This window comes from Nocardia coubleae NBRC 108252, from assembly GCF_001612805.1.
GTDB lineage: Bacteria > Actinomycetota > Actinomycetes > Mycobacteriales > Mycobacteriaceae > Nocardia > Nocardia coubleae.
Map to the genome: position 1 here is coordinate 333607 of NZ_BDBD01000011.1, position 12874 is coordinate 346480.

At 67.4% G+C, this 12874-nt stretch carries 15 protein-coding genes and 1 pseudogene; 8 read left to right on the forward strand and 8 right to left on the reverse strand.

The window, feature by feature from the left end; genetic code table 11:
* Positions 1–39: 39 nt before the first annotated feature.
* The 4 genes from NCO8_RS10415 to NCO8_RS10430 are packed head-to-tail and all read right to left on the reverse strand — an operon-like array spanning position 40 to position 2991.
* Positions 40–315 carry a hypothetical protein gene (locus tag NCO8_RS10415; RefSeq protein ID WP_245655305.1) on the reverse strand — a complete coding sequence of 92 codons (276 nt, stop codon included), beginning with the start codon at positions 313–315 and terminating at the stop codon, positions 40–42.
* Positions 312–1853, reverse strand: coding sequence for a radical SAM protein (locus NCO8_RS10420; protein WP_067639965.1), 1542 nt, complete (start codon positions 1851–1853; stop codon positions 312–314). The genes NCO8_RS10415 and NCO8_RS10420 overlap by 4 nt, the downstream gene beginning before the upstream one ends.
* Before the next feature lie 5 nt (positions 1854–1858).
* Positions 1859–2239 carry a hypothetical protein gene (locus NCO8_RS10425; protein ID WP_067638504.1) on the reverse strand — a complete coding sequence of 127 codons (381 nt, stop codon included), beginning with the start codon at positions 2237–2239 and terminating at the stop codon, positions 1859–1861.
* Positions 2236–2991: a prolipoprotein diacylglyceryl transferase gene (locus NCO8_RS10430; protein WP_067638506.1), complete on the reverse strand. Its 756-nt coding sequence runs from the start codon at positions 2989–2991 to the stop codon at positions 2236–2238. Before NCO8_RS10430 ends, NCO8_RS10425 begins: the two co-directional genes overlap by 4 nt.
* Before the next feature lie 233 nt (positions 2992–3224).
* Between NCO8_RS10430 and NCO8_RS30580 the strand changes: the two are divergent.
* Positions 3225–3893, forward strand: a pseudogene (locus NCO8_RS30580) (DUF1906 domain-containing protein); the annotation flags it as partial.
* A gap of 507 nt (positions 3894–4400) precedes the next feature.
* Entirely contained in the window at positions 4401–4949 is a 549-nt protein-coding gene (locus NCO8_RS33050) for an LGFP repeat-containing protein (RefSeq protein ID WP_281201978.1), read from the forward strand.
* A 23-nt stretch (positions 4950–4972) separates the two neighbouring features.
* Here the strand turns inward: NCO8_RS33050 and NCO8_RS10440 are convergent, their stop codons facing one another.
* Together NCO8_RS10440 and NCO8_RS10445 are read right to left on the reverse strand one after the other, a co-directional pair.
* Positions 4973–5158: a hypothetical protein gene (locus NCO8_RS10440; RefSeq protein WP_067638507.1), complete on the reverse strand. Its 186-nt coding sequence runs from the start codon at positions 5156–5158 to the stop codon at positions 4973–4975.
* A gap of 11 nt (positions 5159–5169) precedes the next feature.
* A complete protein-coding gene (locus tag NCO8_RS10445; protein ID WP_084456886.1) occupies positions 5170–6132 on the reverse strand; it encodes a coiled-coil domain-containing protein in 963 nt (320 codons plus the stop codon).
* 523 nt (positions 6133–6655) lie between these two features.
* Here NCO8_RS10445 and NCO8_RS10450 point away from each other — a divergent pair.
* From NCO8_RS10450 to NCO8_RS10460, 3 genes are all read left to right on the forward strand, one after another.
* Positions 6656–7546, forward strand: coding sequence for a manganese catalase family protein (locus NCO8_RS10450; protein WP_067638508.1), 891 nt, complete (start codon positions 6656–6658; stop codon positions 7544–7546).
* A 15-nt stretch (positions 7547–7561) separates the two neighbouring features.
* Positions 7562–8146, forward strand: coding sequence for a hemerythrin domain-containing protein (locus NCO8_RS10455; protein ID WP_067638509.1), 585 nt, complete (start codon positions 7562–7564; stop codon positions 8144–8146).
* A gap of 131 nt (positions 8147–8277) precedes the next feature.
* Positions 8278–9147 (forward strand): alpha/beta fold hydrolase, encoded by an 870-nt coding sequence (locus tag NCO8_RS10460; RefSeq protein ID WP_067638511.1) that lies wholly within the window; start codon positions 8278–8280, stop codon positions 9145–9147.
* 13 nt (positions 9148–9160) lie between these two features.
* Here the strand turns inward: NCO8_RS10460 and NCO8_RS10465 are convergent, their stop codons facing one another.
* Complete coding sequence (locus NCO8_RS10465; protein ID WP_067638513.1) at positions 9161–9724, reverse strand: hemerythrin domain-containing protein; 564 nt, start codon at positions 9722–9724, stop codon at positions 9161–9163.
* Positions 9725–9898: 174 nt separating this feature from the next.
* Here NCO8_RS10465 and NCO8_RS10470 point away from each other — a divergent pair, with 174 nt between their 5' ends.
* Genes NCO8_RS10470 through NCO8_RS10480 form a run of 3 tightly spaced genes read left to right on the forward strand, consistent with a single transcriptional unit; the run spans position 9899 to position 12132 of the window.
* Positions 9899–10564: a hypothetical protein gene (locus NCO8_RS10470; protein ID WP_067638515.1), complete on the forward strand. Its 666-nt coding sequence runs from the start codon at positions 9899–9901 to the stop codon at positions 10562–10564.
* A 1-nt stretch (position 10565) separates the two neighbouring features.
* Positions 10566–11540, forward strand: coding sequence for an RNA-binding protein (locus NCO8_RS10475; RefSeq protein WP_067638517.1), 975 nt, complete (start codon positions 10566–10568; stop codon positions 11538–11540).
* A 10-nt stretch (positions 11541–11550) separates the two neighbouring features.
* The gene (locus tag NCO8_RS10480; protein ID WP_084456889.1) at positions 11551–12132 is read left to right on the forward strand and encodes a GNAT family N-acetyltransferase; all 582 of its coding nucleotides are present in this window, start codon (positions 11551–11553) and stop codon (positions 12130–12132) included.
* A 72-nt stretch (positions 12133–12204) separates the two neighbouring features.
* Here the strand turns inward: NCO8_RS10480 and NCO8_RS10485 are convergent, their stop codons facing one another.
* Positions 12205–12819 carry a transglutaminase-like domain-containing protein gene (locus tag NCO8_RS10485; protein WP_067638518.1) on the reverse strand — a complete coding sequence of 205 codons (615 nt, stop codon included), beginning with the start codon at positions 12817–12819 and terminating at the stop codon, positions 12205–12207.
* Positions 12820–12874: the final 55 nt, after the last annotated feature.

Below are 12874 nucleotides of genomic sequence, written 5' to 3' on the forward strand. Positions count from 1 at the left end.
CGCCACCGTTGTGCCGCATCAGTTTTCGCGACACGCCGATCACATGACCACGGCCACCGCTCCGGCCACCGCGATCGCACCCACATACAGCAGCACCAGGCGGGTATCGCGCAACCAGCACCGGCTGCGCCGCAGTCCGGCCCGCCACGCCCGCCAGTAACCGGCGAACGCCAACGCACCGAACGCGGCGACCGCCCAGGGACCGAACATCCAGGTGAGCAGTGCGGCGGTCGCCACCACACACAGGGTCAGCGGGTCGTGCGGTGGACGCGCGCGCACCGCTTCCTCGTAGTAGACGCCACGCTCCGAGCTCACCGCACCTCCATGGGCAGCAGGTTCCGCCCGGCCGGGGCTGCCACCGGCAACCGCTGCCGGGACAGTGCCGGCCAGGCCTGCACCGCGCAGAACGGGGCACATTGATCGGCGTCGGAACGGGTGCCGACGTGCACACAGCACTGGGTGAGCCGTTCCTCGATCATCGTCGAGATGTCCATGAACGGTTTCACCGTCACCCGCACGACCCGCTCCCCCAACAGCTTCCGCAGCCGTGCGCGCCTGCCCGGCAGCGCCGAGGACGCCAGCGTCAGCAACGTCGACATCCCCAGGTCACAGTGTTGGCAGATGTTCTCCCACACCTTCCCGATCTCCGGATGCGACAGCGAGGACTGCTCCGACAAGAGCCCGAGCAGCGATTCACGCACCGCTACCCGCAGCTCGGCGGGCAGATCCGTATCGGCGATGCGGTTCGACACTAGTCCCAGCTGCGACTTCAACCGGTCGTGGCCGATCAGCGACACCAGTGAGCGCCACTGCCCGGCGTCGTCGCGCAGCAGGTAACCGACCGAGCAGCAGTGCGGGTGCGAGCACGGCAGGGCGGTGAGGTCGCGCCAGGTGACCTGACCACCGGTTTGCGGACCGAGCCTGCGCAGCACACCGGTATGGGTGAGGCGGCGCATCGGATCGATGGCCCCGGAACGACCGGAACCGAATTGGGGCTGGATCGACACGCCACCGACGAACGGGGTGTCCATCGCCGTGCGCAGCACCGCCCCGATCTCGTCGTCGTTCACGTCGAGCGCCACGGTCATGACCAGGGTGGTGAACACACCCGCTTGCGAAAGGCGTTGCAGTGCTTGCTGTTTACGCATCCGCAGATCACCACCGCGATGATGGCGTGAGGCCTGAGCCGATTCGCCGTCGTACTGCAGGTACACCTCGACCCGGTCGCGATGCGCACCGACCAAGGCGAGCAGCTCGTCGTCCACGGCCAAGCGAACGCCGTTGGTGTTGAGCAGGATCCTGGTGATCGGCCGGGCGGTCAGTTCGGCGAACAACCGGGGCAGCTCGGGATGCAGGGTGGGTTCGCCGCCGCTGAGCATCAGGACGTCCAGGCGCCCGTCTTCCCTGGCCAACCGCTGATCGACATTGGCGAGCACGTCCTCCACCGCGACGACTCCGCGCAGTTCCGGCGACGAATCAGCGAAACAGGTCGGGCAGCGCAGGTTGCAGCTGTCGATGATGTCCTCGAGCAGGATGCAGGTGTGCTGGGTCTGCATCTCGGGCAGACCACGCAGATACGCCGCGGGCACCGGGTCGAAATTGCCCGGCACATCGGGACGGTGGGCCTTGGTCGGTGCGGTCCATTCCTCGAGATAGGCCAGGATCTCGGGATCCTCGTCGTAGAGGGTGCGCACCATGCCGTGACGCGGGCAGCCGCGTTCGAGCCACACCTGACCGTCGCGCTCGGCCAACCACCCCGACAACCGTGCGACCTCCGGCAACGGACGGTCGTCGTGGCAGTGCGGGCAGAACGCGGTGACGTAGCGCAGGATGCGGTCGCCGCGCAACGGCATCCCGGTCACGGCGCCATTCCGAACGTGTCGGTGTACAGGTAGGGATTGACCGCGGTGCAGAACCCGGCGGTGCACACTGTCGTCAACGCCCAGCCGATCATCAGGCCGAGCCCGAAGCCCTTCCATACGGGCTTACGCAACCGGATCAGCGCCCACCCACCGCCGAACGCCGCCCCGGCACTCACCAGGGCGGCGAGCCCGAACAGCACGCGTGCGGCGGTGGCGTCGGCGGTCGAGGCGGCCACCATCAGCACGACGAAGCCCGCCATGGCGTTGACACCGATGAACGACAGCGCACCGGCGACCGCCATCGCGGCGACCTGGCCACCCTGCCCCGGCGGATTCGCCCCGGGCGGTGGCGGTGGTGGTGCGGGCGGATAGTTCATACCGCGACCTTTCGTCGGAGAACGCCCTCGTAGTACCCGCGCCGCCAGCCGATGCTCAAACGCACCGCGACCAGGACGAGACCGGGGAGCAGAAACCATTGCGGGCGAGTCAGATCCAGCCATACCGTGTCGTTGGCGCGGGTGAACTCGACGAGGAACCGGAAGACGGCATACGCGCCGACATAGAGCGTGAACAGCTCACCGGGCGTGGTGATGCGGTCACGTAGCCACCACAGCGTCACGAACGCGGTGAGCTGGAACAGGATTTCGTAGACGAAGCTCGGATGCATCGCCACGCCGGACGCACAGCCGGGACACTGGGGCACGGTCCCCGGAGCGTGGATGCCCCATGGCAATCGGGTCGGGCGACCGGGTGCCTCGGTGAGCAGGCAGCCCACGCGTCCGACAGCCATCCCGAGCGCGACAGCGGGGGCGAACAGGTCTCCGGTGCGTTCGCGGTAGCCGATGATCCGTTTGGCGACGAGCACACCCACATAGGCGCCGAGCAGGCCACCGAGCACACTGCGCGCACCGAACAGCCAGCTCTCGAGCGGATCGAGGGTTTCGGCCAGGCTCGACAACCGCATGCCGATCGCCCCACCGACGAGCGCACCGGTCACCGCAACCAGCGACTCCTCGCGCAGCGCGTCACGACGTCGGCATTCGGCGACGAAAACCACGGCCGCGACAGCGACGCCGAGCGCGACGAAGAACCCGTGCGTCGGGATCCCCCAGTACAGCTCTGGCACCATGGCGAAAGGTTAGCCGTCCGGTAGCGCGGCGCGGATGAGTGAAACTACGCGCGTCTAATCGCACCCGGATCTGGGTACTCCCCCGGCATCGGTGAATGAGGATGCCGCAGTGAGTGTTTCGATTAGAATCATTCCAGGGTGAGTTCCTCGGTCACCCCGTGCCGGTTGTCGGTACAAGCGTGAATCATCTCGGTAGTTCCACCATTTCCCGGAATTCCATCGGATACGCAGTCATGCAGGGGGTCATCATGTCTACCGCTGTCGATTTCGCGGCGCGGCTCATCAACCCGGCGGCCATCGCCCAAGCAGGTCATTCGGCTGTGCTCGCCTACGTGTCGCCGAGCAGACCTGGTGCGAATTTCGGGGCCAAACCGATCACCGCCGACTACGCCCGGGCTCTCGCGGCGGCGGGGCTCGACATCGTGTCGATCTGGCAGTACGGCAAGCCGGGTGACCCGACCCCCTCGGACTGGACCACCGGGTTCGACGGTGGCAGGCGCATGGCCGAACAGGCCCTCGCCACCCATCTGAGTCTCGGCGCACCACGCGAGGCGCCGATCTTCTTCGCCGTCGACGAGGACATCTCGCTGGCGCAGTGGAACACCACCGCCGTCGAATTCTTCCGCGGGGTCAACGCGGTGCTCGGCGTGGCGTGGACCGGGATCTACGGGCACTCGCGGGTGTGCGCGTGGGCCATCGAGGACGGGGTGATCGGCACCCGCGGTGAATTCAGCTGGGCCTGGCAGACGCGGGCGTGGTCGGGAACCGAACGCGAACCACGCGCGGTGCTGTACCAGCGGGTGATCGACACCCCCAGTAATCCCGGGCCGCTCATCGACGGCACCCACGTCGACGTCAACGACATTCTCGCCCCCGATTTCGGCCAGTGGAGTAAGGACCGTTCCGTGACGATTCCGCAGTTCACCGAGCTCGACCGCCTCGGCCCGTCGCACTCACCGCGCGAGGGCGCCCGCATCACCAACTTCCTGGTGCACACCCAGGAAGGCAACGGCACCGCCGAATCCCTTGCCGCCTACCTCAACAACCCGTCCAACGGGGTGTCGTACCACTACACGCTGCGCGACGGCGTGGCGGCGCGGGTGGTGCCCGAGGAGCTGGCCGCCTGGTCGGTGTTGTCGGCCAATCCGTTCACGGTGAATCTGTGTTTTGCGGGCAGCCGCGTCGCCTGGTCGCGCGAGCAGTGGCTGGCCATCGACGGTGACCTGCGGATCGCGGCCTACCTCGCTGTTCGCAGCGCCCACCGGCACGGGTACTCCACCCAGGTGATCGCACCCCCGTACCACGTGGCCGAGGGGATCAGCGACCACAACTATGTGACGAGGGCACTCGGCATCGGCTCGCATACCGATGTGGGGCCGAACTTTCCCTGGGACGTCTTCGCCTCGCACGTGGCGGGTTTCGCGGGTGCGCGTCCCAACGCCATCGACGATCGAGCTGCCGCCTCGCCGTGGCTGGGTGCCCGGCGCACCGACGGCGAGATCGCCACCCCGGACGGGCTCGGCCGCTTCGCCGAGTTCGAACACGGCTACGTGTACTGGCACCCGTCCACCGGCGCCTATGCCATCCCGACCGCGATCATGGCCAAGTACGCCGAATCCGGCTGGGAGGCCGGGCCGCTCGGCTATCCGATCGCCGAACACGCACAGCTGCCCGACCCGCGCGGCACCGGACCCGCTGTGGCGCAGGCGTTTCAGGGCGGCGCGATCTACCGGCGCGCCGGGCAGCCCGCCTACCGGGTGCACGGCGCGATCGGTGAACGTTGGCGGGCATCGGGTTTCGAGAACGGCGAACTCGGCTGGCCGGCGTCCGACGAGGTCGCCCACGACGACGGCCGGTATCAGGAGTTCGAGTTCGGGCGGATCTATTGGGCGCCGCAGCAGATCATCGCGCTGCGGCACTCGGGGGATCCGGACACGCCGCTGGACCGGCCCGCGTAGCGCGGGCCGAGGTGTCGGCGGGGTCAGGCCAGAAGTAGGGCGAGGGTGGTGGCCACGGCGCCGAGCAGTAGGGCCGCGACCACCACGATCGCGATGATTCTGGTGCGGGACGACGGTCCGGTGTAGGTGTCGTCGTCGTTCAACATGTCGGCGAGGTCGACGGCCGCGAATTCGCGGGTCGTCTCCAAGGGTCCGGGCTGCTCGGTCATGTGCGCTGACGCTAGTCGAGTGTGCTGATCGCCGCTGCCGATACCCCGGCCGTATCCGTGGACCGGGTGGCGGCCAGGAGTTCGTCGAGTTGGCGTTCGGCGCGTTCGGCGCGGGCCAGGGTCTGTGCGCGGGCGTCGTCGAGGGCGGCGAGGCGTTCGGCGGTTTCGGCTCGGACCCGCTCGAGTGCCGCTCCGGATTCGACGCGGCGGGCCTCGGCCTCGGTGGCGGTGGTGCGCCGCAGCTCCGCCAATTCGCTTCGGGTGCGGTCGAGTTCGGTGCGGGTCGTCTCCAATTCCGCGCGGGCCCGGCGCCACTCCTCGCGGGCCTCGTTGGCGGCTTCGACCCGTTCGGCGGCGGCGAGTTCGGCCCGCTGGGTCGCCCGGTCGGCATCGGCGGCCCGCTGCACGGCGAGGTCGCGTTCGGCATGGGCGGCGTTGATGCGGGCTTCGGCGTCGCGGCGCACCTGGGTGATCTCGGTGTCGGCGCGTTGCTCGGCGCGCGCCACCTCCTCGGCGGCTTCTTCGCGGATGCGTTCGATTCTCTCGGCGGCGTCGCGTTCGGCCTGACGCACTTGTGCTTCGGCGGCGCTGCGGGCGGCGAACACGTCATCGGCGGCCTGCTTGGTGAGGCGCTCCAGTTCGGCCAGCGCTTCGTCGCGAGCGGTCTGCGCGGCGGTGATGAGCTGTTCGGCTTGTTCGGCCACACTTGCCGCGTCCTCGGCGGCCGATTCCGCGTACGCCCGCGCTTCCTCCGCCTCCCGCCGCGCCTGTTCGGCGGCAACCACTTTCACGTCCGCCTCGGCGATCCGCTGCGCGGCATCCGCCTGCACTGCCTGGACCTGTGCCTCGGCGACCGACGGGTCGCCGATGGTCGCCAGTTCCGCGACCGCGGCGTTCAGCGTGGTTCCCAGTTGTTCGGCCAACCCACGGAATTGCCCGAGCAGCTCGTCGGCCCGCAGCCGCGCGACGGTCACCGGCCCTTGCGTAGCCGTCACAGTGACGGTTTCTCCCCCACCTGCCAACTCTTGTTGCTGTCGTTGTCTTTCCCGCCACGCGCGCCATCGGGTGTGGTCGGGGTGGTCGCAGTATTCCGACGGTCGGCCGGGGCCACCGTTGCGGGTGATGGGGCGGGCACATCCTGGGTAGTTGCAGACGCTCGACACGACTGAATCGTAGCGTTTGTTTCGTTGCTGCGTTACGTATTGAACGAAACGAATTACATGTCGTTCCTGGAAGACTGGATTCTTCAGAGTGCGGTTCTGACCACCGATAAGTGAACATTATCGGCGGTCAGGGATCGGAGTTCGTCACAATCGACTCCCTCGGATTCCGTTTACGTTTGGTCGCACGCGACGTAACGTAAGCGCGACGTTATTGATCGAAAACGTGCACCCTGAGTCCGCAGGCGCAGTGACACGATTGGGCGCACGCGAGTTTCCGGCGGTGCGGCGTGGGTAGGCGGCAGAGACCGAACCCATCCCACGTGTGAGGAGTGCGATGTTCGTCCACAACAAGGATCTGCAGTTCGAGGTGCGGGTCGAACGCCCTGACCCCCGCTTCGCGACTCTCCTACAGGAACAGTTCGGCGGCGCCAACGGTGAACTCAAAGCCGCCATGCAGTACTTCAGCCAGGCATTCGTGCTGCGCCGGAAGCATCCGAAAATGTACGACCTGTTCATGGACATCGCGACCGAGGAGTTCAGCCACCTCGAGATCGTCGGCTCCATGATCACGATGCTGCTCGACGGTCTCAACGACGACCTGAAACAGGCCAACGAGCACTGCGACTGGATGCCCGTCATCGCGTCGAGCGACGGCCGCGAGCAGGCCATTCACCAGGTCGCCACCGATCCGCTGTTCCTCGCGCTGCGCGGCGGCGGACCCGATGTCGGCAACTCCGCCGGCGTGCCGTGGAGCGGCGCCTACGTGAACTCCAACGGCGAGCCCTCGGTGGACCTGCGGAGCAATCTGGCCGCCGAATCGCGCGCCAAGATCGTGTACGAGTACCTCAAGCAGTTCACCGACGACCCCGGCGTTCAGGACACCCTGTCGTTCCTGATGACTCGCGAGGTAGCCCACTTCCAGCAGTTCACCGCGGCGCTCAACGACCTGCCGGTGAACTTCCCTCCCGGCGCCCAACCCGGCGACGACCGGTTCCAGAACCTGGCCTTCAACATGTCCAACGGCGACGCCAGTGCGCGCGGACCGTGGAACGAGGGCAGGGGTCCGTGGCCGGAGGGCGTGGAATGGCAGTACGTGCAGGACCCGGTCCACGACTGGCTCGGCACGGACAAGCGGGAGAACCGTGGCGCCACCGCCAATCCCGACGGCAGCCCCGCCGTCGCGGGGAGCAAACCGTTCACCCATGAACAGCACAGTCCGGCCTGATCCGAGGAGCTGCTCATGGACGTGTTGTCGTTTCTGCGCGCGGATCACGAAAGCGTGCTCGGGATGATCGAATCGCTCGAACGCGGCCGCGGCAACAGCGCGGCCGAACTCGACGCGCGTCGTCGTCTGGCCACCGGTCTGGTCATCGCCTCCTCGCGGCACGAAGCGGTGGAAGAGCAATTCTTCTGGCCCGAAGTCCGGCGGACCGTACCCGACGGCGACGAACTCGCCGACCGTGCGATCGGGCAGGAGGACGCGGCCAAGCGCCTGCTGCAGCAGATCGAGAACTCCGAACCCGGCGAGCCCGCATTCGAGCAGGCGCTGACCGAGGTGATGAGCGCGATCCGCGAGCATATCGAGTTCGAGCAGAGCCAGGTGTGGCCCCTGTTCGAGAAGGCCGAATCCGCGCAGGGCAGGGAGGCGCTGGGAAAGAAGATGGAGCAGGCCGAGCGGGCCGCGCCGACCCGGCCACACCCCAACACACCGTCGGGCTCCGTGGTCCAGAAGACCGCGGGCTTGGCGGCGGCGGTGCTGGACAAGGTGCGGGATGCGGTCACCGGCCGCAAGGACGATCAACCGCCTCGGCCACCCAGGCCGTGACGTCGTAACCAGTACGCCCCCGGCGCCGTCTCGCCCAGAGATGGCTTCGGGGGCACTGCAACTTTCGAGGAACGCTTCGAAGATCCCGGTCCGGCCGATGAGTTCTCGTCTTACGGCACGTCAATACGGACATGACCACACACAAGCTCGATACCCCTGGCGCAACGCTCACCTACGACGTGCACGGTCCGCTCCCCACCGCTGACGGGCGACCGCCGCTGCTGATGACCGGCCTTCCGATGGATGCCGGCGGTTTCGCCGCGCTCGCCGCGCATTTCCCCGATCGCACTGTTGTCACCTACGACCCGCGTGGGCTCGGGCGCAGCGTCCGTTCCGACGGTGAGGTCGACAATGTCCCCGCCGTGCACGCCGAGGACGTCCATGCCGTCATCGAGGCTCTCGGCGCGGGCCCGGTCGAGCTCTTCGCCAGCAGTGGCGGCGCGATCGTCGCGTTGGCGCTGGTGACCGCGCATCCCGAGGACGTGACCACTTTGGTCGCGCACGAACCGCCGCTGCTGACCGTTCTTCCCGATGCCGCGGCTGCCGCGCGTGCGGCCGACGGCTATCGCGCCGCGTATGCGGCCAAGGGATTCGGTGCGGGCATGGCGACCTTCATCGCGATGACCTCCTGGGAGGGCGAATTCACCGACGACTATTTCGCCGCACCCGCAGCCGATCCCGCGATGTTCGGCCTGCCGGTCGAGGACGACGGTGCCCGCGACCATCCGCTGCTGTCTGAGCGCTCCCGCCCGGTCCTGGCCTACCAGCCGGATATCGCCGCACTCACCGCGGCACCGACCCGCATCGTCGTCGGCTACGGCGAGGAATCTCGTGGCACGGTCACCGAACGCACCTCGTCGGCGCTGGCCGACCGACTCGGTGTGCAACCGGTTGTCTTCCCCAGCCATCACGGTGGTTTCGCCGGTCCCGAGTCCGGTTATCCGGGCCAGCCGGAGGCTTTCGCCCGTATTCTCCGGGACGTCGTCGAGCCGCTCGGCTGAGCGACGACCTCACTCACCGCATCGGGCCGATACCCAACGACCCCTTCGACCAGGTCGCCGACTGTTCCTCCACCGCCTCCACATATCCTTCGGGATCCTTGTCGACGGGGCGCACGCCCGCGTAGTGGCGCGCCTCGTACGCGGCGAATTCGACGGCGAGCCGGTGACGTTCGCCGAGGCCGGCGAGGCGGCGGAAATCGGTGAGTCCCTCGCGTTCCTCCTCGGCCATGTGGTCGCCGTTCGCGGTGTTCGCGGCCGCCACGGCGGCGAACCACTCAGGCGATCCGACCTTGTGACGTGCCACCTCTCCTACCGCATCGCGGATGTCGTTGTGGTCACCGATCGCGTCGAGCGTTTCGTCCTCCACCCGGCGGGTGCGGCGAGCGGAAATTCCGACGCGAAGCAGTTCCGGGTAGAAGATCTCCTCCTCGGCCTGGGCATGTAGTTCGAGAAAGGCCGCGAGCCGTTCCCAGATCGCCGCGAGAACATCGACGTTCTTCGGGTCTATCTGCTCGAGAATCGCGAACAACCGCCGTTGTTCACGATGGTCGTCGAGGATCAATTCGGTGATATCCACGCATTCCTCCTGGCTCGAATCAGGCAGTCATCGCAGGTCACTGGGCTATCGAACGCGGAGGCGGTCACTGACCGCCGCTGTCGCCAACAATAGCCAGGTTGCCTGCGTTCGGTGTCGGATAGCGTGGCAGCGACCGTCCGGCGCGGACGTGCGCGATTTCTGGAGAGCTGTGCTGTGGTGTCCTTTTCCTTGCTCGTGGTCGCGGGTATCGAATTGCTGTGTGTCGGGCTGCTGTGGATGCGTGCTGCGCGACGGCTACGCGTGCTCGTGCTGGGCGCGGTCGGCCTCGGAATCGCTTACGATTCAGCCGTTTTCGGGCTCGGTGCGCTGATCGGTGAAGGAGCGGTGCTGCACGGGCTGAGTATCGGCCGGTTCATCGGTCACGCGCTGCTCACGCCGCTGCTGGTGTTGTGGGCCGTCGACCGGGTGGATGCCGGGCTGTGGTGGCGACGTGCCGCGTTTGTTCTCACCGGATTGCTGGTGGTGTGGGGTGTATTCGGTGAGTTGGCCCATGTGCGGCTCGTGCCACGAACATTCGCCGACACCCTGCGCTACGGCTCGCAACATCCGGCGATACCGATCCCCGCGCTCGCGGTCTCCGCCGTGCTGTTCGCCGCGACGGTGTCGTTGTGGCGCAACGAGCGGTTGCGTTTCCCCTTGATCGGCATCGTCTTGCTGGTCGTGGCTTCCGGCGCGGCCACGGCATGTCCCCCGCTGGGCAACGTCGGTGAGGCGATCATGATCGCGGCACTGACCGGAGCCGAGTTGGTCCTGGTGGGCAGGGCGGCTGCCGACAGCCGGGCCACCGGCGGGTCCGCGCCGATTCGAGCTGGGCGGTGACGTGCTCTACACCTACCGGGTCAGCAAGTACGACCCCGACGATCGAGACGAGCACGGCCGCTATCTCGGCGCCGAGGACACCGACAGCGACCACGGCGCGGTCGAATCCGCCTACCTGCGGGCAGTGGCCGCCTTCGCCGACGATGCAGGCGTCGACCGGCTGGCGATCCGGGAACCGCAGATCGCCGCTGTCGATGCCCCTGGTCTGGCCGGGCTCTTTCCACCCGACCTCGCCGGATTCCATGACGGAGCGGAGATACCGATAGCAGTCGGCCTGGAGTTGGTTCGCGCGATGCTTCGCGACAACGGCGCCTGGTGCCGCTTGGAAGTAGAAGACGTGTTCACGGTCCACGTCGGGTGGGACCAGTACGTATATATCGGAGCCGATCACGCGTGTGAACGGGCGTTGTCACGCACTCACGCACTCGGGTTGTTCGCCGAGCGGCTCTCGGCGTCCCCCTACGATGCGGTTCTCGACGACGAACCAGGCGAGCAGCGACCGGCCGACGACATTTTCTGGACCCAGCTTCGTCGGCACCTCGCTACGCATAAGGCTGTCATCCTCGAAGAGGGATACGTGGTCGGCGCGTCCCGTTGGCACCGCCTCACCGATGACACGATCGATGCGGTGCGCGCCGACCTCACCCCGCGTTCTCGACTCACCGTCTGGCCGGACCTGTCCGGCAATGTCGAGGAAGTTCTCGCCCGCCTCCCTGTCGAAGGTCTGATCGAACTGATCTGGGAGGACGAACACGGACGAATCAGCAGCACGATCGCGGACGACACCGAGTTCGACGAGCTCGCAGCCATGGTCGCCCGTGCACGGGCGGCGACCGCACTGTCCGTGGACATGGACGAGCGGTGCCCCTTGTTCACCGCCGTCCTGCCCGACAGCGACGGCGTCCTGCGCGCACGGTGGCGAACCGACGCCACACCCGGCGATTGCGGGGAAGGCGACTGTCAGGACGACGCCTAGGCTCGTCAGCATGGCGGCGGAACGCGCTGACGAGCCGAAATTCCTCGGACGAGAGCACTACCGCGCAGGCCGAGGTGGGTGGACCGTCGGAACCGCCGAACCGCGATCACCCGAAGCGGCTGCAGTGCTTCGCCTGTTTCTGGCCGAAATGATCACGCGGTACTACCGGCGTCCCACCGACGACGCGGAGATCGACAGGCACCTCGCGCAGGGTCACGACAGCGACGACCTGCGACCACCGACCGGATTGCTGCTACTCGCACGCCGACGTGGTGAGCCCGTCGGTTGTGTCGGTCTGCGGCGGCTCGATACCCGCACGATGGAACTCACGCGAATGTTCGTGCGGCCGGACGCGCGCGGAGAGGGCGGTGCCGCGGTGCTGCTCGACGCCGCCGAGGACACCGCTCGCCGTCTCGGCGCGCACAGGATCCGGCTCAACACTCGTAGAGATCTGGTCGAGGCCCGCAGGCTGTATGCCCGGCGCGGATACGCCGAAATCGCGGCATATGGCGACGATCCCCTGGCGGACCACTGGTTCGAGAAGCGCATCCGAATAGATCCGCCAGGGCTGACGAACACCGACATTGTCTGAGAGCGACCCGGGACGGTGGCGGCTTTCTTGCACTGGATGCATCGATGCACACAGTGCGAGCCGCCACCGGGGTCAGCGAATGAGCTGGTCCTCCAAGGAGGTCGGCAGGGTGACGTCGAGGATCGACTCCTGCTTCGCCTCGCCGAGGGTTTTCACCACGGATGCCGCGGGACTGACGAACACCTGCGGGTAGTCAATCTCGCCGAGGGCGGGATCGACGGCCCAGGCCAGTCGTTCCTCGGTGAGGGAGAACTCGGCGGTGATGCCCTCCTTGTTGCCCCGTGGGTCCTGACGGTGCCAACCACCCTCGAGGTAGACGGCGACCAGGCCGTGGAGAACGTGGCCGTCGTCGTCCGCGAGTTTCTGGTAGCACAGCCCGGTGGGGATGCCCGCGCTGCGCAGGAGGGCGGTGAGGAGGTGGGATTTCGCGTAGCAGAGGCCGACTCGTTCACGGGCGACCTCTCCGGCGGTCAGGGTGACCCGGGGGTCCTGGACGTCGTAGGAGTGGTCGACTTCGTCGCGGACCCAGTCGAAGGCCGCGCGGGCGAAGTCCACGTCGTCGGGGGCGGTTCGTCGCAGGTCACGCGCGATGGCGGTCACCGCGTCGTCGTCGAGTTGGATGACGGAGTCGCCCTCGAGGTACGCCTGCGGGTTCTGCGCCTCAGGAACCCAGGATTGTTGTGTCACAGCGGAAATCTACTGCCCGCCGCTGTCTGTCGGCACCTCCATTTCGCGGCCGGGC

Excerpts from the sequence above, each read along its gene's own strand:
- NCO8_RS10480 (WP_084456889.1), top strand. The coding sequence starts at position 11,551 with ATGGCGGCGGAACGCGCTGACGAGCCGAAATTCCTCGGACGAGAGCAC.
- NCO8_RS10430 (WP_067638506.1), bottom strand. The coding sequence starts at position 2,991 with ATGGTGCCAGAGCTGTACTGGGGGATCCCGACGCACGGGTTCTTCGTC.
- NCO8_RS10460 (WP_067638511.1), top strand. The coding sequence starts at position 8,278 with ATGACCACACACAAGCTCGATACCCCTGGCGCAACGCTCACCTACGAC.
- NCO8_RS10420 (WP_067639965.1), bottom strand. The coding sequence starts at position 1,853 with ATGCCGTTGCGCGGCGACCGCATCCTGCGCTACGTCACCGCGTTCTGC.
- NCO8_RS10440 (WP_067638507.1), bottom strand. The coding sequence starts at position 5,158 with ATGACCGAGCAGCCCGGACCCTTGGAGACGACCCGCGAATTCGCGGCC.
- NCO8_RS10425 (WP_067638504.1), bottom strand. The coding sequence starts at position 2,239 with ATGAACTATCCGCCCGCACCACCACCGCCACCGCCCGGGGCGAATCCG.
- NCO8_RS10455 (WP_067638509.1), top strand. The coding sequence starts at position 7,562 with ATGGACGTGTTGTCGTTTCTGCGCGCGGATCACGAAAGCGTGCTCGGG.
- NCO8_RS10450 (WP_067638508.1), top strand. The coding sequence starts at position 6,656 with ATGTTCGTCCACAACAAGGATCTGCAGTTCGAGGTGCGGGTCGAACGC.